The 19,408-nt window shown below is 58.8% G+C and carries 29 protein-coding genes; 24 read left to right on the top strand and 5 right to left on the bottom strand.

Going from position 1 to position 19,408, the window contains the following annotated elements:
* Window positions 1–2: 2 nt before the first annotated feature.
* The 3 genes from DXT77_RS15755 to DXT77_RS15745 all read right to left on the bottom strand — a co-directional run bounded on the left by DXT77_RS15755 (window position 3) and on the right by DXT77_RS15745 (window position 2,304).
* Window positions 3–986 (bottom strand): hypothetical protein, encoded by a 984-nt coding sequence (locus DXT77_RS15755; RefSeq protein WP_119428314.1) that lies wholly within the window; start codon window positions 984–986, stop codon window positions 3–5.
* A complete protein-coding gene (locus DXT77_RS15750; RefSeq protein ID WP_147407006.1) occupies window positions 980–1,444 on the bottom strand; it encodes a hypothetical protein in 465 nt (154 codons plus the stop codon). Before DXT77_RS15750 ends, DXT77_RS15755 begins: the two co-directional genes overlap by 7 nt.
* A gap of 71 nt (window positions 1,445–1,515) precedes the next feature.
* Window positions 1,516–2,304 (bottom strand): S24 family peptidase, encoded by a 789-nt coding sequence (locus tag DXT77_RS15745; protein ID WP_119428394.1) that lies wholly within the window; start codon window positions 2,302–2,304, stop codon window positions 1,516–1,518.
* Between the two features lie 116 nt (window positions 2,305–2,420).
* Between DXT77_RS15745 and DXT77_RS15740 the strand changes: the two genes are divergently transcribed.
* The 11 genes from DXT77_RS15740 (at window position 2,421) to DXT77_RS15690 (ending at window position 8,711) form a co-directional block, all read left to right on the top strand.
* Entirely contained in the window at window positions 2,421–2,624 is a 204-nt protein-coding gene (locus tag DXT77_RS15740) for a Cro/CI family transcriptional regulator (protein ID WP_119428312.1), read from the top strand.
* A gap of 81 nt (window positions 2,625–2,705) precedes the next feature.
* On the top strand, window positions 2,706–3,128 hold the full coding sequence (locus DXT77_RS15735) for a phage regulatory CII family protein (RefSeq protein WP_119428311.1): 423 nt from the start codon (window positions 2,706–2,708) through the stop codon (window positions 3,126–3,128).
* A gap of 64 nt (window positions 3,129–3,192) precedes the next feature.
* Window positions 3,193–3,987 (top strand): Rha family transcriptional regulator, encoded by a 795-nt coding sequence (locus tag DXT77_RS15730; RefSeq protein ID WP_119428310.1) that lies wholly within the window; start codon window positions 3,193–3,195, stop codon window positions 3,985–3,987.
* Window positions 3,984–4,913, top strand: coding sequence for a helix-turn-helix domain-containing protein (locus DXT77_RS15725; RefSeq protein ID WP_119428309.1), 930 nt, complete (start codon window positions 3,984–3,986; stop codon window positions 4,911–4,913). The genes DXT77_RS15730 and DXT77_RS15725 overlap by 4 nt, the downstream gene beginning before the upstream one ends.
* A complete protein-coding gene (locus tag DXT77_RS15720; protein WP_119428308.1) occupies window positions 4,900–5,697 on the top strand; it encodes a hypothetical protein in 798 nt (265 codons plus the stop codon). The genes DXT77_RS15725 and DXT77_RS15720 overlap by 14 nt, the downstream gene beginning before the upstream one ends.
* Complete coding sequence (locus tag DXT77_RS15715) at window positions 5,694–5,957, top strand: hypothetical protein (protein WP_119428307.1); 264 nt, start codon at window positions 5,694–5,696, stop codon at window positions 5,955–5,957. Before DXT77_RS15720 ends, DXT77_RS15715 begins: the two co-directional genes overlap by 4 nt.
* A complete protein-coding gene (locus tag DXT77_RS15710; RefSeq protein ID WP_119428306.1) occupies window positions 5,954–6,355 on the top strand; it encodes a recombination protein NinB in 402 nt (133 codons plus the stop codon). Before DXT77_RS15715 ends, DXT77_RS15710 begins: the two co-directional genes overlap by 4 nt.
* A complete protein-coding gene (locus DXT77_RS15705; protein ID WP_119428305.1) occupies window positions 6,355–6,960 on the top strand; it encodes a recombination protein NinG in 606 nt (201 codons plus the stop codon). Before DXT77_RS15710 ends, DXT77_RS15705 begins: the two co-directional genes overlap by 1 nt.
* Entirely contained in the window at window positions 6,957–7,637 is a 681-nt protein-coding gene (locus tag DXT77_RS15700) for a hypothetical protein (protein ID WP_119428304.1), read from the top strand. Before DXT77_RS15705 ends, DXT77_RS15700 begins: the two co-directional genes overlap by 4 nt.
* Before the next feature lie 394 nt (window positions 7,638–8,031).
* On the top strand, window positions 8,032–8,367 hold the full coding sequence (locus tag DXT77_RS15695; RefSeq protein WP_119428303.1) for an MFS transporter: 336 nt from the start codon (window positions 8,032–8,034) through the stop codon (window positions 8,365–8,367).
* Window positions 8,364–8,711 (top strand): hypothetical protein, encoded by a 348-nt coding sequence (locus tag DXT77_RS15690; RefSeq protein ID WP_119428302.1) that lies wholly within the window; start codon window positions 8,364–8,366, stop codon window positions 8,709–8,711. The genes DXT77_RS15695 and DXT77_RS15690 overlap by 4 nt, the downstream gene beginning before the upstream one ends.
* Before the next feature lie 47 nt (window positions 8,712–8,758).
* On the opposite strand, the gene DXT77_RS15685 is transcribed toward DXT77_RS15690, so the two are convergent.
* Window positions 8,759–9,007: a hypothetical protein gene (locus tag DXT77_RS15685; RefSeq protein ID WP_119428301.1), complete on the bottom strand. Its 249-nt coding sequence runs from the start codon at window positions 9,005–9,007 to the stop codon at window positions 8,759–8,761.
* A 77-nt stretch (window positions 9,008–9,084) separates the two neighbouring features.
* Here DXT77_RS15685 and DXT77_RS15680 point away from each other — a divergent pair, with 77 nt between their 5' ends.
* From DXT77_RS15680 to DXT77_RS15655, 6 genes are read left to right on the top strand one after another with little or no spacing between them, the layout of a single operon-like run.
* Window positions 9,085–9,555: a proteasome subunit beta gene (locus DXT77_RS15680; RefSeq protein WP_119428300.1), complete on the top strand. Its 471-nt coding sequence runs from the start codon at window positions 9,085–9,087 to the stop codon at window positions 9,553–9,555.
* Window positions 9,521–10,144 carry a putative metallopeptidase gene (locus tag DXT77_RS15675; protein WP_119428299.1) on the top strand — a complete coding sequence of 208 codons (624 nt, stop codon included), beginning with the start codon at window positions 9,521–9,523 and terminating at the stop codon, window positions 10,142–10,144. The genes DXT77_RS15680 and DXT77_RS15675 overlap by 35 nt, the downstream gene beginning before the upstream one ends.
* 32 nt (window positions 10,145–10,176) lie before the next feature.
* Complete coding sequence (locus DXT77_RS15670) at window positions 10,177–10,638, top strand: DUF2280 domain-containing protein (RefSeq protein WP_119428298.1); 462 nt, start codon at window positions 10,177–10,179, stop codon at window positions 10,636–10,638.
* A complete protein-coding gene (locus DXT77_RS15665; protein ID WP_119428297.1) occupies window positions 10,625–11,926 on the top strand; it encodes a terminase large subunit domain-containing protein in 1,302 nt (433 codons plus the stop codon). The genes DXT77_RS15670 and DXT77_RS15665 overlap by 14 nt, the downstream gene beginning before the upstream one ends.
* Window positions 11,923–13,383 carry a DUF4055 domain-containing protein gene (locus DXT77_RS15660; protein ID WP_119428296.1) on the top strand — a complete coding sequence of 487 codons (1,461 nt, stop codon included), beginning with the start codon at window positions 11,923–11,925 and terminating at the stop codon, window positions 13,381–13,383. Before DXT77_RS15665 ends, DXT77_RS15660 begins: the two co-directional genes overlap by 4 nt.
* Entirely contained in the window at window positions 13,358–14,449 is a 1,092-nt protein-coding gene (locus tag DXT77_RS15655) for a minor capsid protein (RefSeq protein ID WP_119428295.1), read from the top strand. The genes DXT77_RS15660 and DXT77_RS15655 overlap by 26 nt, the downstream gene beginning before the upstream one ends.
* Here the strand turns inward: DXT77_RS15655 and DXT77_RS15650 are convergent.
* A complete protein-coding gene (locus DXT77_RS15650; RefSeq protein WP_119428294.1) occupies window positions 14,438–14,965 on the bottom strand; it encodes a hypothetical protein in 528 nt (175 codons plus the stop codon). The two genes, DXT77_RS15655 and DXT77_RS15650, sit on opposite strands and share 12 nt — an antisense overlap.
* A 90-nt stretch (window positions 14,966–15,055) precedes the next feature.
* Between DXT77_RS15650 and DXT77_RS15645 the strand changes: the two genes are divergently transcribed.
* From DXT77_RS15645 to DXT77_RS15615, 7 genes are read left to right on the top strand one after another with little or no spacing between them, the layout of a single operon-like run.
* Window positions 15,056–15,763 carry a hypothetical protein gene (locus DXT77_RS15645; protein WP_119428293.1) on the top strand — a complete coding sequence of 236 codons (708 nt, stop codon included), beginning with the start codon at window positions 15,056–15,058 and terminating at the stop codon, window positions 15,761–15,763.
* Between the two features lie 11 nt (window positions 15,764–15,774).
* A complete protein-coding gene (locus DXT77_RS15640; RefSeq protein WP_119428292.1) occupies window positions 15,775–16,743 on the top strand; it encodes a major capsid protein in 969 nt (322 codons plus the stop codon).
* A gap of 51 nt (window positions 16,744–16,794) precedes the next feature.
* Window positions 16,795–17,370, top strand: a complete 576-nt coding sequence (locus DXT77_RS15635) for a hypothetical protein (RefSeq protein WP_119428291.1) — start codon at window positions 16,795–16,797, stop codon at window positions 17,368–17,370.
* A 57-nt stretch (window positions 17,371–17,427) separates the two neighbouring features.
* Window positions 17,428–17,931: a DnaT-like ssDNA-binding protein gene (locus DXT77_RS15630; RefSeq protein WP_119428290.1), complete on the top strand. Its 504-nt coding sequence runs from the start codon at window positions 17,428–17,430 to the stop codon at window positions 17,929–17,931.
* A 16-nt stretch (window positions 17,932–17,947) separates the two neighbouring features.
* Complete coding sequence (locus tag DXT77_RS15625) at window positions 17,948–18,316, top strand: hypothetical protein (protein ID WP_119428289.1); 369 nt, start codon at window positions 17,948–17,950, stop codon at window positions 18,314–18,316.
* The gene (locus tag DXT77_RS15620) at window positions 18,313–18,969 is read left to right on the top strand and encodes a hypothetical protein (protein WP_119428288.1); all 657 of its coding nucleotides are present in this window, start codon (window positions 18,313–18,315) and stop codon (window positions 18,967–18,969) included. Before DXT77_RS15625 ends, DXT77_RS15620 begins: the two co-directional genes overlap by 4 nt.
* A complete protein-coding gene (locus DXT77_RS15615; protein ID WP_119428287.1) occupies window positions 18,966–19,394 on the top strand; it encodes a phage tail terminator-like protein in 429 nt (142 codons plus the stop codon). Before DXT77_RS15620 ends, DXT77_RS15615 begins: the two co-directional genes overlap by 4 nt.
* Window positions 19,395–19,408 lie beyond the last annotated feature (14 nt).

Genomic DNA, 19,408 nt, shown 5'->3' with positions numbered 1-19,408 from the left:
GATCAGTCGCTTTCTATTATTATCGAATGCTGATCAGTTATCTCTTTCACGTGCGTTATTTCTGAGGCGAACATAAGCCTGGGCCTTCCTGATTCGTCACACTCGTAATCTCCCGAAACGGAAATTAAATTTCCGAGAATTTTTTGACCAAGCTCGCTTGATACGTCCGGCATAACGCACCGGAGTGTGCCGACGCCGTTGATGTTTCTCAGATGGAATCGGCCGGAGTCAAGATCAACCTCTCGAACTTCGCCAACGAACGATCCCTGCCTCTTTTTAAGGGTGATCGGCTTGCGCAAGGCTTCTCTCAGAACGACTCTTTCACGGGTGGTGAGCTCTCCTTGCCCAGCATCAGGAGAAGAAATATCTAGCGTATGAATTCCTGCCTTGCCGGTTGGCGACAGCCTGAAAATTGCCTCTAAGCTCGCGTCGCGCATTGCAGGATCTGGTATCAGTTCTGCAATTCCATAATTCAACGCTTCATCTTCAATAAAGTCTGGAATTGTTGGGAGCTGACGTATGGCAAATTTAAGTGCGTTATAGATAGCCTCTGGCTCATCGCTACCCATCACCGATGGCAGCGGAGACACAAAAAAACCAGCATAAATACTGCCAGGGGCAAAGCCAGAAAATCTCAGGTCGAGATTACGAGAAAGACGCTTTGCATCCATGTCTGACAAATTGAAAATGGCTTTGGCTAACAGCTTGATTTGCTTTTCAGCAGATGTGCAGAGCCAGTTAAATGCATGCAGGCCTGGTGTATTTGTGGCAGTCGATGGTCCTTCGGCGTGGAAGACAAGATCCGAGTTATCTCTAATTTGAGCGAGAGGCATCTCTTCCAGGTACAGCTCTTCAAGTTTGTACTGGAATAGCTCAATCATGCCTGAAAGGTTCACTCCGCTGGAGGCCTCAGACATTCTTGCTGCCGCGATTTGATTCTGAAACGCGGAAGCTCTCTTATGGACTTGCTCTACCCACGTCACCATGGTGTCACCTCAATGATTCCTCGGCGATCCTTCTCGTTTAGGCCTTTTTTACTTGCTGACTTTGGCCCGACATACTGAAAGAAATCGTAAAAATTTGGCTGCCCTGCCAGATCAAAGGTGACATAGAAGTCTGCCCCATACTCCTTCTTGATTCGGATGTGTTCGACCTTCGAACCTATTGAGCAAAGGCCTGCTCGTTGCGCGATTTGGTCGTTAGGAAGGTAGATGGAGGTTTCGATATCACCTGGGGTTACCTTATCAGATAAAAAGCTCCCCGCGATTATCAATGGGAGGCCGTCTCCGACTGCCCGCAGTTCGCTCTCAATGAAGCGGTGAAAATTGCGCATCAAGCTCCGTCGATGTCCGCTGACGCAAAACATCTGCCTGACCTCGTCCCAAGTGGCGGAATGACAACCGGCGGGCAAGAAACCGCGATCATCGAGTTGTGGTAAAGGCAAATCGCATCTCCCTGCTCCATTTTCCCTATCTTGTCAGCCATGAACCGATACTGCGCGGCACAGCAAGGCATTTATCGCGAGTACATTGCCCACCAGAACACGTGCCCTAGGATCGATATCTGCTGCTCCTGGATCTGTTGGAACGTGTAGTCCTCGTCCGGATGCTCGTCGCGATTAAAGCTGCGCAAGCGAATCCCGATCGGGATCCGGTAGACCTGCTTCACGCGAAGCTGCCCGTTGTGGTTTATGGCGTACATTTCGCCGTCAACGATATCGCTCAGCGAGTTTTTCCCTACGTTAACGCCAACCGTGGCGCCGTCGCGCAGCACTGGCATCATGCTGTTCCCGCCGACCTTCACGCACTTCGCGTTGCTGAATTGAACGCCATTGTGGCGCAGGTCTTTCTTGAAGAAGCGCAGGCGCGAGCTGTCGCATTCCTCAATCGCAAACTTTCCGGATCCGGCTGCCAGCTCCACCTCATGGAGGAAAGGGACGTATACCTCGTCATCATCGAGCGGAGTTTCATCGTCCCAGGTCTCTATACTTCCTAATTTGACACTAGGCTGGATGCGCTCTTGCTGCACATTGGCGACAGTAGAGACCAGTCGAGAACTGACCTCGCTCGCGTCGAAATTCAAAGCCTTTGCGAGCTTCAGCAGCGCTTCTACATTCAGCGGCACCTTGCCGGTTGCATATTGACTGAAAGCACTCTGGCCAGACCAGCCACAAGCCTCGGCCACATCCGCCTGCGTAAGGCTACGCCCGGCAGCTTTTGCAGCTGATTTCCGCTGTTCGTAGATGGCCTTGAGCCTGGTGCTCTCGGCGATTTCTTCGGGGGTAAGGGGGCGGCGTATTTTCATACGGACAAGAGTATTAGCAGAGCTGATATCCAAGCAAACAGCGCTGCTAGTATTTTGTTGCTGATAAAAAGCAGCGCTGCTACTATCCATGGCAGATATCAAGCCGTGGAAATTCCATGAAAAAGATCCCTTTGAGCAAATACCTTGAAGAGCACGGCACTCAAGCCGCGCTCGCTGCTGCTCTCGGCGTGAACCAGAGCGCGATCTCGCAAATGGTTCGAGCCGGCAGAAGCATCGAAATCACCATTTATGAGGATGGGCGCATTGAGGCGAATGAGATTCGCCCGATCCCAGCGCGCCCCAGGCGCACAGCAGCCTGAGGCATTCACCGCTAGCTGCCTGAACAAATAATCGCCCAGGCAATGGCAGGGCGCCACGGAAACAAATTTGAGGTTTTACGAATGGAAGATTTTCTGCGGGCCTGCCAGAGCGCTGTGCTGGATAACGAAGCCAAGACCCTCGCTGCAAAGATGGGCGTTCCGCACGTTGGCCTGCTTCAGCGCGCAAATCCGGACAACGACGCACACCGCCTGACGGTGGAGCACTTGTTCGGGATCTTGCTACATACCGGAGACATGCGCCCTCTGGCGGCACTGGCGAGTGAATTTGGTTTCGACCTCGTAGCGAAAGCTGCACCGGAGCCACAAGCGCTGACCAAATCACTGATCAACGTCGGCAAAGAGGTCGCCGATCTGACTATCGCGGTGCACCAAGCGCTGGATGACAACCACGTCAGTTCTTTCGAGAAAAACTTGATCCGTCAGGAGATCAACCACGTTCGGCAGAGCCTGGACGTGATGGATGCCTCGGTGAAGGCTGCCTGAATCCGGGGCACAAAAAAGCCGACGGAGAAGGTCGGCTTATTCGCAAAACTAGAGAGGCCCGATTATGCAGAGCCAACCCAATTCCAGCAATACCCCAACCAATGTCGCGACACGTTTTTCGAATTCTGAAAACGTGTCGCGAACCATGTCATCGGTGGAAATCGCTGAGCTGACAGGAAAGCTGCACAAAAACGTGCTGGCTGACATCCGATCGATGTTCTCTGAACTGGAAATCGACTCGGCTGAGTTTTCAGCCCAGTACAAAGATGGCACGGGGCGAAGCCTTCCGTGCTTCAACCTCGATCGGGAAATGACCGACACGCTTCTGACCGGTTACAGCGCCAAGATGCGCCTGGCTGTCGTCCGCCGGTGGCGCGAGCTGGAAGGGCAGATCGCCCAGCCTCGCGAACTCTCTCGCATGGATCTAATTCAGCTCGCCTTTGAGGCTGAGCAGCAGCGCCTTCAGTTGACCATCCAGGTCGAAGCCCAGACCTCGAAGATCCACTCCATGGAGAATCTGTTCAAGGAAGGGATGACCCACACCCAGTTCTGCAAGGGCCTCAATGGGGTCAACGTCATGCAGGTGGGCAAGTACCTCGAGGGCCGGAGTTGGCTGTACAACGAGAGCAAATCTGGCCTGCGCTTCCGTGTGGCTTCGTACGCACGCGACAAGTATATGACCGAGCATCAAACCGAAGTCGCCCACCACGGCAAAGAGCCGTTCATTGCCTTCACGCCAGTCCTACTCAAGAAGGGCGCCGTGCGCCTTTACGATCTGTATCTGGCCGGCGAGCTGCCCATGAAGAAGAACTGGAACGGGTTGTTCACTCACGATAAAGCAATGCGCGGTGCCGCATGAGCATGGGTCTCATGGTCGCCGCCATGAAACTCCGCGTCGGTAATCCGCTGCGTAAGCTGGTCCTCATCAAGCTGGCAGACAATGCCAGCGATATGGGGGAGTGCTGGCCGTCCTACCAACACATCGCCGATCAGTGCGAGATCAGCAAGCGTTCCGTTATGAACCACATCACCGCGCTGTGTGAGTCAGGGCTGCTGCGCAAGGAAATCAGGAAGGGTGGGCCGAAGGGCAATTCGTCGAATGTTTATTTCCTGACCCTCGATGGTGGTGGTGCACCTCCTGCACCAGGGGTAGTGCAGCAGATTCACCAGGGTAGTGCAGCAGGTTCACCCCCTAGTGAATCTCCTGCACTAGGGGGTAGTGCAGGTGCTGCACCCAGAACCTGTCACTCTTCTGAACCAGTCAATGAACCTGTCATTGAACCAATTGCACCCCCGGCTTCCGCCGAGGTCGTGCCGGCTCAGTCCCGCAACTTGGTGCTGGTCGTTGATCGCGTCGATGCTCCACGGGTTGAGATCCCCGCTGACATGCCGGGCCCCAAAGACCAGTCCTGCAAAACCTTCAAGGTCTGGGCGAACTACGCCATGGCCTACCGCAAGCGATACATCACCTGGCCGGTGTGGAACGCCAAGGTCGGCGGACAGCTCGGCCAACTGGTCGACCGGCTCGGCGCCGATGTCGCTCACCACGTCGCGGCTCACTACCTGAAGACCAGCGACGCCGGCGTCCTGCGCAAATGCCACAGCCTCAACGAGCTGCTGGCCAACGCCGAGAGCTACCACACCCAGTGGGTAACCGGTCAGCGCATCAACGGAACCACCGCCCGCCAGATGGAGCGAACCGAGGCAAACGTCTCCGCCGCCGAGCAGGCCGCGCAAATGGTCTTGGCCAAGCGCCAAGGGGGAGAGCGCAATGAGTACCTTTGAAATGAACGATCACCAGGTTGCCGGGCTCGCTGCAGCGATCTGCGCCACCGCCGAGGCCATGGGGCAGGAAATGAACCCTGGCACCGCAGCGATGATGGCCGAAGACCTCTGCGCTTACTCGGTGCCTGCCGTGAAAGCCGCGCTGAAGGCCTGCCGCTTCGAGGTTAAGGGCAAGCTGGCTATGGCCGACATTCTCCAGCGGGTGCAGGCCGCCGACGGTCGCCCGGGCAAGGACGAAGCTTGGGCGATCGCCATGACCACGAACGACGAGTTCGAAACCGTGGTGCTGACCGATGAAATCCAGCTCGCGCTGGCTGCTGCGAAACCTGTCCTCGATGCCGGCGACAAGGTCGGTGCGCGAATGGCGTTCAACAGCGCCTATGAGCGGTTGGTGGGGCAGGCCCGGGAGGACAACAAGCAGGTGAACTGGCATGTCTCTGTCGGCTTCGACGCCAACCGCCGCACGCAGGCGATCACCAAGGCTGTGCAGATGCAGAGGATCCCGCAAGAGCGTGCCCGGCAATACCTGGCCGACTTGAGTGTCGCTCCGGTCACTGAAGACGGTAGGGCCGTCGTTGCGCTGCTCACCGGCGAAGTTGCGAGGCCTACGCCAAAGCTGCGCGAAAAGCTCGCTGCGGTGAAGGACTCGATGCTCGCCATGCGAAAAGCCTCGGCCGAGGAAAAAACAGAACTGCGAATTCTGGCAGCCAACGAGCTGGCCGATCGCCGGGCGCTGCTCATTCAGCAGGCCGAACAATTGAAAGCAAGGAGCGCGGCTCAATGACCGATATCACTGACCAGAAAAAGCAGGCTGAGGCCGGCTTCAAAAACTTCCACCGCAGCCTTTGCGAGCGCTTCGGCTACTTCCATGACGAGCTCGACTGGCAGCGTGACCAGGTCTCGCTGGAAGAACACATCGCTACGCAGTTCAGCCACGTCAATGCGGAGAACGCTGTGCTACGCGGGCAGGTAGATGCTTTGCAGCGTGCTGCCGGCCAGCTCCAGGAGCAGGTCGAGGCTCTGAGTGTGAAGGTGGCGCCATGAATCCCGAATACACGATCCGCGACCGGAGCGACATCAATCGCCTTGCCGGCGTCCTGTACGCGACTGACCTGACCAAGCCAAAGGTCGTGGTAGTGCGCGACGAGAAGCGCCCAGACGTATGCAACCGCAAGATGTGGGCAATGCTCAAGGACGTTTCCAACCAGGTGATCTGGTACGGCAAGAAACTCAGCGACGAGGACTGGAAGTGCCTTTTCAGTGCCTCGCTGGAGAAACAACGCGCAGAGCCAGGCCTCGACGGTGGCTTCGTCGTGATGGCCGTGTCGACGCGCAAGCAGTCGCAGAAGTGGTTCAGTGATCTGTTCGAGCTGATGCATGCCTTCGGTGCCGAGCATGACGTTCGCTGGACGGAGCGGGATAAGTGGGGAGGGCGGTACTGATGCGGACTGCCATCAAGGAAGTGAAGCAGAAGAGCTGCAAGGCCTGCGGCGACAAGTTCCGACCATCAGTCTCGACACAGAAGGCCTGCAGCGTGAAGTGTGCGCTGGACCTGGCCAAGCAACCGGCGAATCAGCAGGTGGCACGGAAGGCCATCGATCAGCGTGAGCGCCGTGAGATTAAGGTCCGCAAGGAAAAGCTGAAGAGCAGGGCAGATCATCTGCGCGAAGCCCAGGCCGCTGTCAACGAGTACGTCCGTCTGCGTGACGCGCACCTGCCGTGCATCAGCTGCGACTCGATGCCGAACGACAGCGATCTGATGACCGGCAGCCGCTGGGACGCTGGCCATTACCGATCCGTGGGCGCCTGTCCCGAGTTGCGCTTCGAGCCGCTGAACATTCACCGCCAGTGTGTGAAGTGCAACCGCAACCTGTCCGGTAACGCGGTCGAGTATCGCATCCGGCTGGTGCTGCGCCTCGGCGCCGAAACCGTGGCTTGGCTGGAAGGGCCTCATGAACCCCGTAAGTACACCGTTGAAGAAATCAAAACCATCAAGGCCGAGTACCGGGCCAAGACCCGAGAATTGAAAAAGGGGCAGGCAGCATGAATTACCACAACGTGATCTCAGCAGTAGTCCGGGCCTTGGCCGCCGAGACGATCAACAGTTCAGGCGGGTGCAGCGTCGAGCCACGGGTGCAGGCTAGCAAGCTCAAGGGCGAGATATCCGGGAAGGATGCCGCTCTACTGGCTGACTGCATCGTGCACAAGCTCCTGCATGCCCAGCTTTCTCCGCGGCACTGGAACGCCCTGGTGGCGAAGTACAGCACCCACCGTGGACGCAAGATTGACTCCATCGGCCGGCTGGTCGCCGTGGTGAAGACCCCGGCACCGCAGCGCTTCACACAGCAGGCCGTTCTTGTTTGGGCGGTACCGCAGCAGGTGAAGGGAATTCAGCGTGCGGTAACCCAGATCAAGGCGCCGAAACACCGGGAGAACAAGGAGGAGGGGCAGTGGGATTGGCGCAACGCGGCAGCAGACGCTGATGTTGCCCGGGCCAACAAGCATGCGCGCGCCGTAGCCGAGGAAAAGCCAGGCGAGATGATCGTCCTGGCCGACTCGAACTACGACATGACGAACTGGGATTCCCAGGGGCTTACAGAGCGCACTTACCAGCGCTGGAACAAATCGATCAAAGAGGCTTTGGAATCGCTTGTGAACGAGGCTCTGGTCGAGGCGCAGCACATGCTTGAAGCGGTCGGCGTGCTGGAAAGCGAGGCGGCATGAAATAGTCCCTCAAAAGGGCTTGCAATGTCATGTCGCCATGTCGCATTATTTACCCATCCTGTCATTCCTGCGTGTGTAGGACTGACAAACGAAACCCGGCCACCGCGCCGGGTTTTTTATTGCCTCGATTTTACCTGTAGCCAGGACAGCCTTATGGAGGCCTGGACGCCGTTGGCCGGTAGTGCGACGTACGGAATCAACACCGGCAGCCCGCGCACCTTGACCTCACATTGCTTTCGGGGTGGCGCGAGACTGGATCAGCGAGATCGATGCAATGGGGCGTCGACGTTGATAAGGCCTTTGGCGGACAGCGCGGAAAGACGCGCGCACCTATTCAGGGCCTCTGCATTCGCAGGGGCCTTTTCGTTTCCATCATGCACACGGAGTCGAGCGCATGGAGTATTTGCAGCGCCTGCTCGACAAGATCGACAGGTTTGAATTGCTGATCGCAGGACTGGTCGGCGCTGTCGTCGCAAGCTGGTGGCACAAGGACGATCTGGCGGACTGGCGCGCCTGGCTGATCTTCCTGATCACCGGTATCGCCTGCTCGCTGTACCTGACGAGCATGGTCAGCACCTACCTGGGTGTGACCGAGCCGAAGATCGTCGCGGGCATTGGCTTCCTTCTCGGCACCTTCGGCGGATCGCTGCTCGCGGCCATCAACCGAGCCATCAAAGCCGCTGACCTCTGGGCGCTTATTCGCCAGCGGTTCGGGGGAGGCAACCCATGAATCTTGAACTGATCAACTCCATCGCCTGCGGCTTGATTGCCTTCTGGGCGACCTGGTGTGTTCTGAGCGGACGAGTGCGGGACGGCGTTATCGGCAAGCTGATCTATTCGGCGATCGCCATCAGCGGGTTCGTCGTGATGAGCCGGGAGCAGACCATCTTCATGATGGGCCCGACCACGGCCGGGATCACACTTCACGTCTCTCTGGCCTTGGCCGGAATACGCCACATCTTCATGGTCATCTGGTGGCAGCGGGTGAAAGCCTGGCTGTGCCGGACGCTGAACTGTGAGCACTGCCTGCGCTGTGACAAGGCGCCGGGCGGGATCGAGCGCCGATCCAAGTAAGTCGCGACACGTTTCGCGAATCAGCAAATTGTGTCGCGACACGTCAGTTACTTGATTGTGACCTTTGAAGTGATCTCGTAAACCGAATAGCCCTTGGCCTGGAAGTCATCCCAAACAGTCTGTGGATCGAAACCGAAAAGGCGTTCTGATGTATCCAGGTCGATGGTCTTCTCGTTCACCTCTGGGCCAATCCAACGCAAGGCGTCCTCAGAGAGATCATCCAGTGATTTGTCTTCAGGAATGGCGAGCGCCCGATACTTCTGGTTGTTGTAGTAGGCCTTTGCTTTGAACTTCATATCTCTGCTCCGTGAGTGTTGGAGCACCACCAATACCGGCATCCAGCCACCATTTCAAGCATTGTGCGAGGAAGACGATGACGACCATTGCCTACAAAGACGGCGTGATTGCCTACGACTCTCGCCAAACCCGAAGCGATCGAATCGTTTCTGACAATGCCCCGAAGTGCCAGGTTGTTGATGGGGTCAGCTTTTTCCTGTCTGGTGCGGTGTGCGACGAGAAGGCATTGATTGCCGCCTACTTTGGCACCCCGTCACCTGTTCCTGTGGAGTGCTCTGGCTATGCGGTCGATGCCGGCAAGCTGATGCTGGTAGGTCATGATGACAAGACCGGGATCTGGAAACAGGAGCTCGATCTGTCCAACCCAGACGCCATTGGCAGCGGCGCCCAATATGCCTTGGCTGCAATGGATATGGGCGCAAGCGCTGAAGATGCGGTGCGCGCCGCGATGAAGCGGGACATCTACACCGGAGGCCAAGTCCGCACGGTGATCATCAACAAGGGGATGGCTGATGCCAAGACCAATGCCCCCGGCGTCACTGCTTGAACCGTCCCACCTTTCCGACTTCGGCATTCGCCTGACCCCGGCGCCCGAGGTCTGGGAATGGCTCCAGGCCGAGATCCTCGCCGGCACCGGCAGCATCCACAACGAAGAGCATGCCCATCTGATCGATGCGGACATTCGTGTGCTGTGGGCGTCTGCCGCCTTCATCAAGAAGGGACGGACAGTCGTCGGCCAAGCCGAACAGGTGGCGTTCCGTGCCGGTGGTTGGCAAAAGGCCCGGATGGAGCAGCAGATGCGTGATTGGTTCGGCGACGTGCCGGCCTACATCATCACCCTGGCAGCCGACTACTGCATCCAGTGCTCCGATGCTGACTTCTGCGCCTTGGTCGAACACGAGCTGTATCACATAGCCCAGGCAACCGATAAGTACGGGCAGCCAGCATTCACCCAAGACGGATTACCCAAGCTGGAGATGCGGGGACACGACGTTGAAGAGTTCGTCGGTGTCGTCCGCCGCTACGGTGCGAGCCCGGCTGTCCAGGAGCTGGTAGACGCTGCGAACAATCCTGCCGAGGTGGGGAAAATGAACATTGCGAGGGCCTGCGGAACCTGTCTGCTCAAGTCGGCCTGATTCTAGACAGGCCCTAGACGGATAAAGAACTTATGGCAGCCCTGAAAAATGAGGTGAAGAGCTTCATCGTTCAGGCCTTGGCGTGCTTCGACACACCATCTCAGGTCGCTGAGGCCGTCAAGAACGAATTCGGCGTGGTACTGACCCGCCAACAAGTTGAAAGCCACGACCCGACCAAGGCATGCAGCAAGGGGCTGGCGGTGAAGTGGCAGACCCTGTTCCACGACACCCGCCAGCGCTTCCGCGAAGAAACTGCCGAGATCCCAATCGCGAACCGAGCGTACCGCCTCCGGGCCATGAACCGGTTTGTCGAGCGAGCCGAGTCGATGAAGAACATCGGCCTAGCCATGCAGATCCTCGAGCAGGCTGCGAAGGAAGTCGGCGACGTCTACGTCAATCGGCACCGGAAGGATGATCCTGACGACGAACCGGCAATCCCGACGCGCATTCAGGTCGACGTAGTGGATGCGAGGAAGCCGAATGCCGAGCCTTAACGTTCCGCAGTCGCAGTTCCTCCTGTTGCCCCACAAGTTTCGCGCGTTCGTTGCTGGGTTCGGCTCCGGAAAGACCTGGGTCGGATGCTCAGCACTGAGCAAGCATTTCATGGAGTGGCCGGGGGTCAACGCTGGTTACTTCGCACCCACTTACCCGCAGATCCGAGACATTTTCTATCCCACGATGGAGGAGGTGGCTTACGACTGGGGGCTGAAGACCAAGATCAACCAGGCGAATCATGAGGTTCACATCTACAGCGGCCGGCAGTATCGCGGCACTGTGATTTGCCGATCGATGGAGAAGCCGCAGACCATCGTCGGTTTCAAGATCGGTCACGCGCTGGTCGACGAACTGGACGTGCTGACGTCGATCAAGGCGCAGCAGGCCTGGCGCAAGATCATTGCCCGGATGCGTTACAACATTCCCGGGCTGAAGAATGGCGTGGACGTAACTACGACGCCGGAAGGCTTTAAGTTCGTCTTTCTCCAGTTCGTGAAGCAGCTGCGCGATAAGCCGGCGCTGAAGGACATGTATGGACTGATTCAGGCCAGCACGTTCGACAATGAGCTGAACCTGCCTGACGACTACATTGAATCGCTGATGGAGTCGTACCCCGAGCAGCTGATCCGCGCGTACCTGAATGGCCAGTTCGTCAACCTGACGTCTGGATCCATCTATCACGCCTATGACCGAAAACTGAACCAATGCTTCGACACCGTGCAGCCCGGCGAACCACTGTTCATCGGCATGGACTTCAACGTTGGCAAGATGGCGGCGATCACTCACGTCAAGCGTGATCAGGGTCTGCCCCGCGCCGTGGACGAGTTGATGGATGGCTACGACACGCCGGACATGATCCGCCGCATCAAAGAACGCTACTGGGAACACACCGGCAACGACTTCCGGAAAACCTGCGAGATCCGGATCTACCCGGATGCCTCCGGTGATTCGCGCAAGTCGGTCAACGCCAGCCTCACCGATATCGCCATGCTCAAACAGGCAGGCTTCACGGTCATCGCGCCGGCGGCCAACCCACCGGTTAAGGATCGGATCAACGCCATGAATGCCATGTTCTGCAATGCACAGGGCGAGCGGCGCTACCTGGTCAACCCGTTCACCTGCCCGACGTACGCCGACGGCCTGGAGCAGCAGATCTGGGCGCCCAATGGCGAACCGGACAAGAGCCAAGGCAACGACCACGCCAACGACGGCGGCGGTTACTTCATTCACCGCGAGTACCCGATCGTTAAACCGGTCACCTCAATGAAAATGGGAGTCGCCCGATGACGGACGTCACTTTTACCCGTCCCGAGTACAAGGCGGCGCAGTACCGCTGGCGCTTGGTGCGCGACGTCTGCAAAGGATCGGAAACCATCAAGGCTGCCGGCGATCGGTATCTGCCAAGGCCCAATGCCGCTGACACCAGTGAAGACAACAAGCAGCGTTATGAGGCGTACAAGAAGCGGGCGGTGTTCTACAACGCCACCGGCAGAACGAAGCACAGCCTCGTCGGTGCAGTATTTCGCACCTGGCCAACGCTTACCGTCCCCGGCGCGCTTGATTACGTGGCCAAGGACGTAGATGGCCAAGGTGTGAGCGTCTACCAACAGTCCCAATCGGTGATTGGTCACCTGCTCGAGGTGGGCCGCCACGGGCTGCTGGTGGATTACGCCGCAGTCGAGGCTGGAACGGTCAGCAAGGCCGACGAGCTTTCCGGACGCGCCCGGGCAAACATCGCCAGCTACACCGCAGAGTCGATCATCAATTGGAAGACTCGTCAGGTCGGCGGCCAGCACCTGCTGAGCCTTGTCGTGCTGCGCGAGACGGTGGATGTGGATACGGATGATGGCTTCGGCAGTGAGCAGGTCGTTCAGTACCGGGTATTGCGTCTGGATCTTGCTGGGCAGTACACGCAAGAGGTGTGGCAAGAGGGATCGGGTAAAACTTCGCAGGTAGTCGCGCCGTTTACGCCGCTGAATGGCATAGGCCGGCCATGGCAGGTGATCCCGTTCCAGTTTGTTGGCAGCGAAAACAACGACACCACCATCGACGATGCGCCGCTGTACGACATGGCCGAAGTGAACATTGGCCATTACCGCAACAGCGCGGACTACGAGGAAGCGGCCTACCTGGTGGGCCAGCCTCAGCCGTGGATGGCAGGCCTTGATGAGCAGTGGCGCGATCATATGGAGTCCAACGGAATTTTCCTTGGGTCCCGCGCGCCCTGGCTGCTACCGGTCAGTGGCACCTGCGGCGTCTGGCAGGCCCAGCCCAACACGGTTGCCAAGGAGGCCATGGACGCGAAGAAGCAGGACATGGTTTCGCTCGGCGCCCGGCTGATTGAGCGAGGTAGTGCGGTGAAGACCGCGACCCAGGCCGACAACGACAGCGCAGCAGAACACAGCGTCCTGTCGCTGGTGGTCAGCAACGTCAGCGAGGCTTACAGCCAGTGTCTGGCGTGGATGGCTGAGTTCGTGAATGCCGCTGGCGAGGTGGTCTACAAGCTCAACCAAGACTTCAGCCAGATCACTCTGGACGCGACGATCCTGGTGGCGCTGTTCAATGCGGTGCAGGGCGGCAAGCTGCCGGAAGGCGACTTCTGGCAGTACCTGCGCGATCGAGGCGTGATCAACCCGGAGAAGACAGACGACGTAATCCGGGACGAGCTCGAAGCGCAAAGCACTGGTCCAGCCCTGGACGACACAGAGGTAAACCCGAATGGCGGCAAACCAAGCAATCCTTGATGCCACGATCCGGCACGCCGTCTTCCTCGAGCAATTGAAGTCGGGGGAAGTGGCAAAGTTCGCGCCATTCCTCAGGGAGATCGACCGCTCGATCCGTGAGCGGCTGACCCGGGCGGACCTGACGGATTACACCGTTGCGCGCCTGGAACGGCTGCTCAGCGAGGTCGACAGCCTGCTGCTGGGCATCTTCGACCGGTACAGCGAGAAGCTGAACCTTGATCTGGTGGATATCGCCAACTATGAGGCCGAGTTCGAGGCGACCAGCCTGACCCGGGCGGCGCCGGTTGGCGTTTCGTTCGACGCGGCAGTGCCTGGTGCTACTGCGATCCGTGCTGCAATCCTCACCAACCCGCTCAGCGTGCGCGGCGCGGATGGCGGCAAGCTGCTCAAGTCGTTCATTGATGGCTTCACCACCACCGAGCGGCAGCGCCTCACTGGCGCGATCCGGCAGGGCTTCTTCGAAGGCCAGACCAGCTTCCAGATCATCAAAAACATTCGCGGCACCAAGGCGTTGAAGTACAACGAAGGCATCCTGGCCACAACCAACCGGAATGCCGGTTCGATCGTGCGGACGGCAGTGCAGCACGTCGCTACTCAGGCGCGCATGGAGACGTTGAAAGCCAACTCCGATGTCGTGCAGTCGGTGGAGTGGGTCAGCACGCTGGATTCGAAGACGACCAGCCAGTGCCGGACGCTCGACAAGCGCCGCTTCAAGCTCACTGAAGGACCGAGGCCGCCGATCCACATCAACTGCCGCTCCACGGTAGTGGCGGTGACTCGCTTTAGCGAAATGTTCGCCGAGGGCGCCACGCGGGCATCCATCGGCGACAGCGGTGCGCAGCAGGTAAGGGCGGACCTCAGCTACTACGACTGGCTCAAGCAGCAGCCGGCGGCGTTTCAGGACAAGGCCATTGGCCCGATGCGGGCGAAGCTGTTTCGCGACGGCGGCCTGAGCGTAGAGCGCTTCGCCGAGCTGCAGCTTGATAGAAACTTTTCACCCGTGACCCTCGTGCAGATGAAGGCTCTTGAGCCTCTGGCGTTCGAGCGTGCTGGCTTACAACTCTGAGCATTTCGAGCGCTCATCTTCGAAGGAACGCATGTGTTTGATGTAGTTGCCGTTCCATCCGCTGAATGACTCTTTGGCGGCTGCAATCGCACTTTCCATTTGCTCGTTGGTGTGGGCCGAGAGTCCAAGCTGTACTGTCACTGCGAGCTTCAACGCAACGTAGTTGAGCTCGACAGGGGCATATGCAGTTAGCGCAAATGCAGATTTCATAACCTGCTTACCCGGTTCTCTCGGTATCTCCTTAGAGCCTGCGAAAGATCCTAAAAAGCTGCCCATGTCGCCGAGCAGATCTTCTGCCTTTTTTCGAGTGATCATTTCTCGTTCGTCCACGCGCTTTATGCAACCTTCGATGCGGTTCAGCTTTGCTGACGAAACAAGCGCGTATGCGCCGAAGCCGGCAGCAACAAGCGTTGCGAAGGCTGTAATGGATGTGACAAGCAATGTATTCGAGACGGTAGCAGTGTCCTTGGTCTCCTGAGAACTCAGCTCACGTTTCGCTCGGGTCGTTAGGCGCATTCCACGATTTCTCTTTAATTCGGGCAAGAACTCTACCCGGATTTTCACCACGCAGGCAGGGCCTGCACCTACGTCTCTGGGAGACACCCAATGCTGAAATTTCAACTGGATACCCTGGAAGGGGTAGATGAAGCCGTGCGCGCTCTTTACACCGAGAAGGACGGCAAGTTCGTACTCGGCATTGAAGGTCTGCCGCAGCAAGAAGATGTATCCGGCCTGAAGGCCAAAAACGCAGAACTATTGGCTGAAAAGAAAGAAATCGAACGAAAGGCGCGCGAGGCCGAAGACGCTGCACGCCTGGAGCGTGAAGAAGCCGCTCGCAGGTCCGGCAACGTCGAAGAGCTCGAGCGTTCCTGGACTGAGAAATTCACCCGCCGTGAAGCTGAGCTGACCGGCACGCTGGAGCAGGAGCGCGCAACGCTGAGCGGGCAGATCCGGGATCTGACTGTCGGCCGTACCGCTACTGACATCGCGTCTGCCCTGGCTGTTCAAGGCAGCGCCAAAGCCCTGTTGCCGCACATCGAGCGCCGTCTGAGCGTCGAGCAGCGCGACGGGAAGCCTGTTGTGGTCGTACTCGACGCGCAGGGCAAGCTCTCGGCGGCAACGCTGGACGAGTTGAAAGCAGAAATCGCGAATGACGCGGCGTTCGCGCCACTGATCGCGGGCAGTAAAGCATCGGGCGGCGGGGCCGGCGGTGCAGGTGGTGGGGGCGGGGCCCCGAAAGGAAAAATCGGCGGTACCAAAGAGGAACGCACGGCTGCTATCGCAAGCCGGTTCCCAGATATCCCTCAATCGTAAGGAAATAACTCATGTCCCTGTCGCAAATGCAGGTCTTCAACCAGTACATCATGCCTGCGACTCTCGAGACGCTGGATCAGTACCTGGCCGCTTTCAACGCTGCGAGTCGCGGCGCTATCGTGCTGTCCCCGGACGGCTTCACTGGCGACTTCCTCCAGGAGTCGTTCTTCCAAACCCTGGCTGCTGCACAGCGCCGCGTTGATCGCTACAGCACCAACGCCGCTGTTGCTGCCACCGACCTGACCGAGCTGAAGAACACTTCGGTGAAGGTCGCCGGCGGCTTCGGACCGATCCGCTACGAGCCATCGCAGATGACCTGGCTGGAGCGTCCAACCGCGCAAGGTATCGAAGTAGCGAGCCGCGCGTTTGCCGAAATCCTGCTGAAGGATCAGCTGAACACTGCGATTGCCGCTCTCGTTGCCGCGATCACCGCCCAAGCTGCCGCAGTCAACGATGTGTCGGCTGCCGCAGGTATCAGCTACGCCGGCCTCAACAACGCGCATGCGAAGTTTGGCGACGCCAGTCAGAACCTGGTCACCCAGGTGATGCAGGGCACCAGCTACCACAAGCTGGTCGGCCAGAACCTGACGAACCAGCAGCAGCTGTTCCAAGCGGGCAACGTTCGGGTGGTGGACATCCTCGGCAAGATCTCCGTTGTGACGGATGCCCCTGCGTTGATGCAGGCCGGTACCCCGAACAAAGAAATCATCCTGTCCTTGGTGCAGGGCGCTGCACTGGTCCATGACGGCCGCGACATCATCAGCAACGTCCAGACCACAAATGGCAAGGAGCGTATCGAAACCACGCTCCAGACCGATTACACCTTCGGCCTGGGCCTGAAGGGCTACACCTGGGACACCACCACCGGTGGCAAGTCGCCAACCGACGCCGAACTGGCAACCGGCACCAACTGGGACAAGACCGCTACCAGCATCAAGCACACCGCCGGTGTTGCTCTGATCGGTGACGCCTCCAAGTAACCCCATGATGTCCAAGCCGGGACGTGTGCCCGGCTTGGCGGAGATGCAATCATGAGCAATAAAATCTGGTACCTGCCCGGACCGTTTCACCAGTACCGGGAAGACGTGAAGGCGCTGGCGAAGGAACACGGCCTGCGCATCATCGACGCGAGCATCACCGAAAGTCGCGAGGGTGAGGCTGATGACGTGCCGGAGGTGACGGTGCGGCAGGTTGAACCGGCACCGGTGCTGCTGATCGCCGACAGCAATGACGGCGCGGCGCTGCAAGAGCTGATCGATAAGCTGAATGCTGAGCGCGACGGCATCGTGTTGCTGATCGACGCCGCCGAAGGTCTCTCGGACCTGGAGCACCCGGGCGCCGGTGAACTGCCGATTCGCCTGTTCGGAGCGCTGAAAGCTATTCATGAGGGCTTTGAATCCCTCACGGGTGAACGTGACAGCTTGGCGGGCGAGGTTGAATCGCTCCGCGCTGAAGTCGAACGCTTGAAGGCAGCAGCGGAACCGGCCGACAGTGCCGAGAAGATCGCAAGCCTCAAAGCGCAACTCGACGCTGCCAAAGTGCCGTACCGAGCGAATGCGTCGGTAGAGTCGCTGGAAAAGGCGGTTGCTGAGCTTCCGAAGGCGTAATAATCCGGGTGCCCAGTAACGTGGCATCCGATCCAGAACACCACAGCGAGCTCATTCATGACTCTTATTATCGAGGATGGTACCGGCAAGCCTGACGCCGAAAGCTACGCATCTGCCGAAGACCTGGCCATGTACGCCGTGAAGTTCGGCGTGGTCATCCCGGCGGAAGTGCCAGCAAAGGAGGCGCTGCTGCGTCGTGCCGCATTGGCGATGGATGGCATGACGTGGAAAGGGCGGAAGACCAACAGCGAGCAGGCCCTGTCCTGGCCGCGCCGTGGCGTTGAACTGGATCGCGAGATCAAGCCCGACAACTACCTTCCGGCGCGGATCCAGTACGGCCAGATGGCGCTGGCTGCCGAGATCCACACCGACGATGTCGACCCCATCGAGAAACGCAAAGGTGCGGTGACGCTGGAGCGAGTCGAGGGCGCGGTAACTCGCGAATACGCGACGATCCCGAACACCAGCGGACGGCTGCTGCCAGCGGCGCCTGACCGGCCGAGCGCAACGCAGTTTGCTGATTACCTACAGAAGCGGGGCCTATTCGCCGTCCGCGCATAGCTGACCAGGAGCCACCATGGCCTTCTACGACGAGATGGCCGTGATGGCTCTGGAGATGATCACAGAGTTCGGCCAGCCGGTTACCATCCGCGCAACGACTGTCGGTGAGTACGACCCGGAAACCGGTTCGGCACCGCCTGACAGCACCAAAGAGCAGACCGCCCAAGGCATCCTGCTCGACTTCACCGGTCAGGAATTCCAGAACAACAGCCTCATCAAGCAGGGCGACAAGAAACTCAAGATCGCCGCGCAGGGACTGGAGTGGGTGCCAGACCTGTTGAACAAGGTGATCATTCAGGGGCGCACCTGGTCCATTGTGCCGCCGCTGAAGGAGGTCAACCCGGCCGGCACCCCAATCCTGTATGAGCTGCAGGTGCGGTCATGAGCAGAGCGGGCACTGGCCAATCCGGTAGCTTCGCCCTGAGCCTGGCCGAATTCGCGGCCCAAACCAGTGAAGCCATCGACGCCAGTGTGCGCGAGATCATCATCGAGCTGGGTAGCAGCCTGATCCGCATGTCCCCCGTGGGTAACCCCGAGATCTGGGCGGCGAACGTCGCTCACCGCCAGGCGAACACCCGGGCGGCCGACGACTACGACTTCAAGGTGGCCGTGCGGAACACGCTGATCAACTTGGACGAAAGCAATTTCACCAAGGCGGGGAAGCTGAAGCGCGGCGTGAAGCACGCCAAGCCCCTGACCAAAACCGAGCGCGATCAGAACTTCAATGTGAACGGCTTGGTCGCCGGTAAGGACTACGTCGGCGGCCGATTCCGGGCGAACTGGCATCTGTCCATCGGTGTTATCGAGAACGTCACATTCGACGAGGTGGACCCGAGCGGCGCCGAGACCATCGCGGCCCTTGTTGCCGCCATAAGCGACTTCACCGCCGGCCAAATGGTCTACCTCATCAACAACTTGCCCTATGCGATCCCGCTGGAGTTCGGGCACTCGACCCAGGCCCCGAGCGGCATGGTCCGGGTAACCGTGGCCCGCTTCCAGCAGATCGTGCAGGAGGCCATTAGGAACAATCAGGTATGAGTCACGCACGCGCCCGTCAGGCCATCGAAACGAAGCTGGTCGCGTGGTCGGCTGCGCGTCCTATACGAGTGGCCTATTCGAATCAGCCATTTACACCAGGCCCATCTGAAACATATCTGCGAGCCTTCCAGCTGCCAGCCAGCACCACCTGCCGTTATCTCGGCGGCGACGCCTATGAGTACACCGGCGTTTATCAGATCAGCATTGTCTGTCCATCTGCCCAGGCCATGGCCACCGCCGAGACTCTCGTTGAAGAGCTGACACGGCTCTTTCGCGTGGACACGCCGTTGGCCCGTAACGGGTTCGATGGCCTCATCACTGAGCCGGTAGATCAGGGGCCGACTATCACAGAGTCGGCGACCTACACGGTCCCGACCAGCTTCACCTACGCAGGTGTCGCAGACCAACCGCCCGCTGGGGCATAACCTACCGCCGTCAG

The organism is Pseudomonas sp. 91RF, from assembly GCF_003576265.1.
In the GTDB taxonomy this organism is placed as follows: Bacteria; Pseudomonadota; Gammaproteobacteria; order Pseudomonadales; family Pseudomonadaceae; genus Aquipseudomonas; species Aquipseudomonas kribbensis.
The sequence above is the reverse complement of the archived record's forward strand: the minus strand, read 5'-3'. Positions and strand labels throughout refer to the sequence as shown.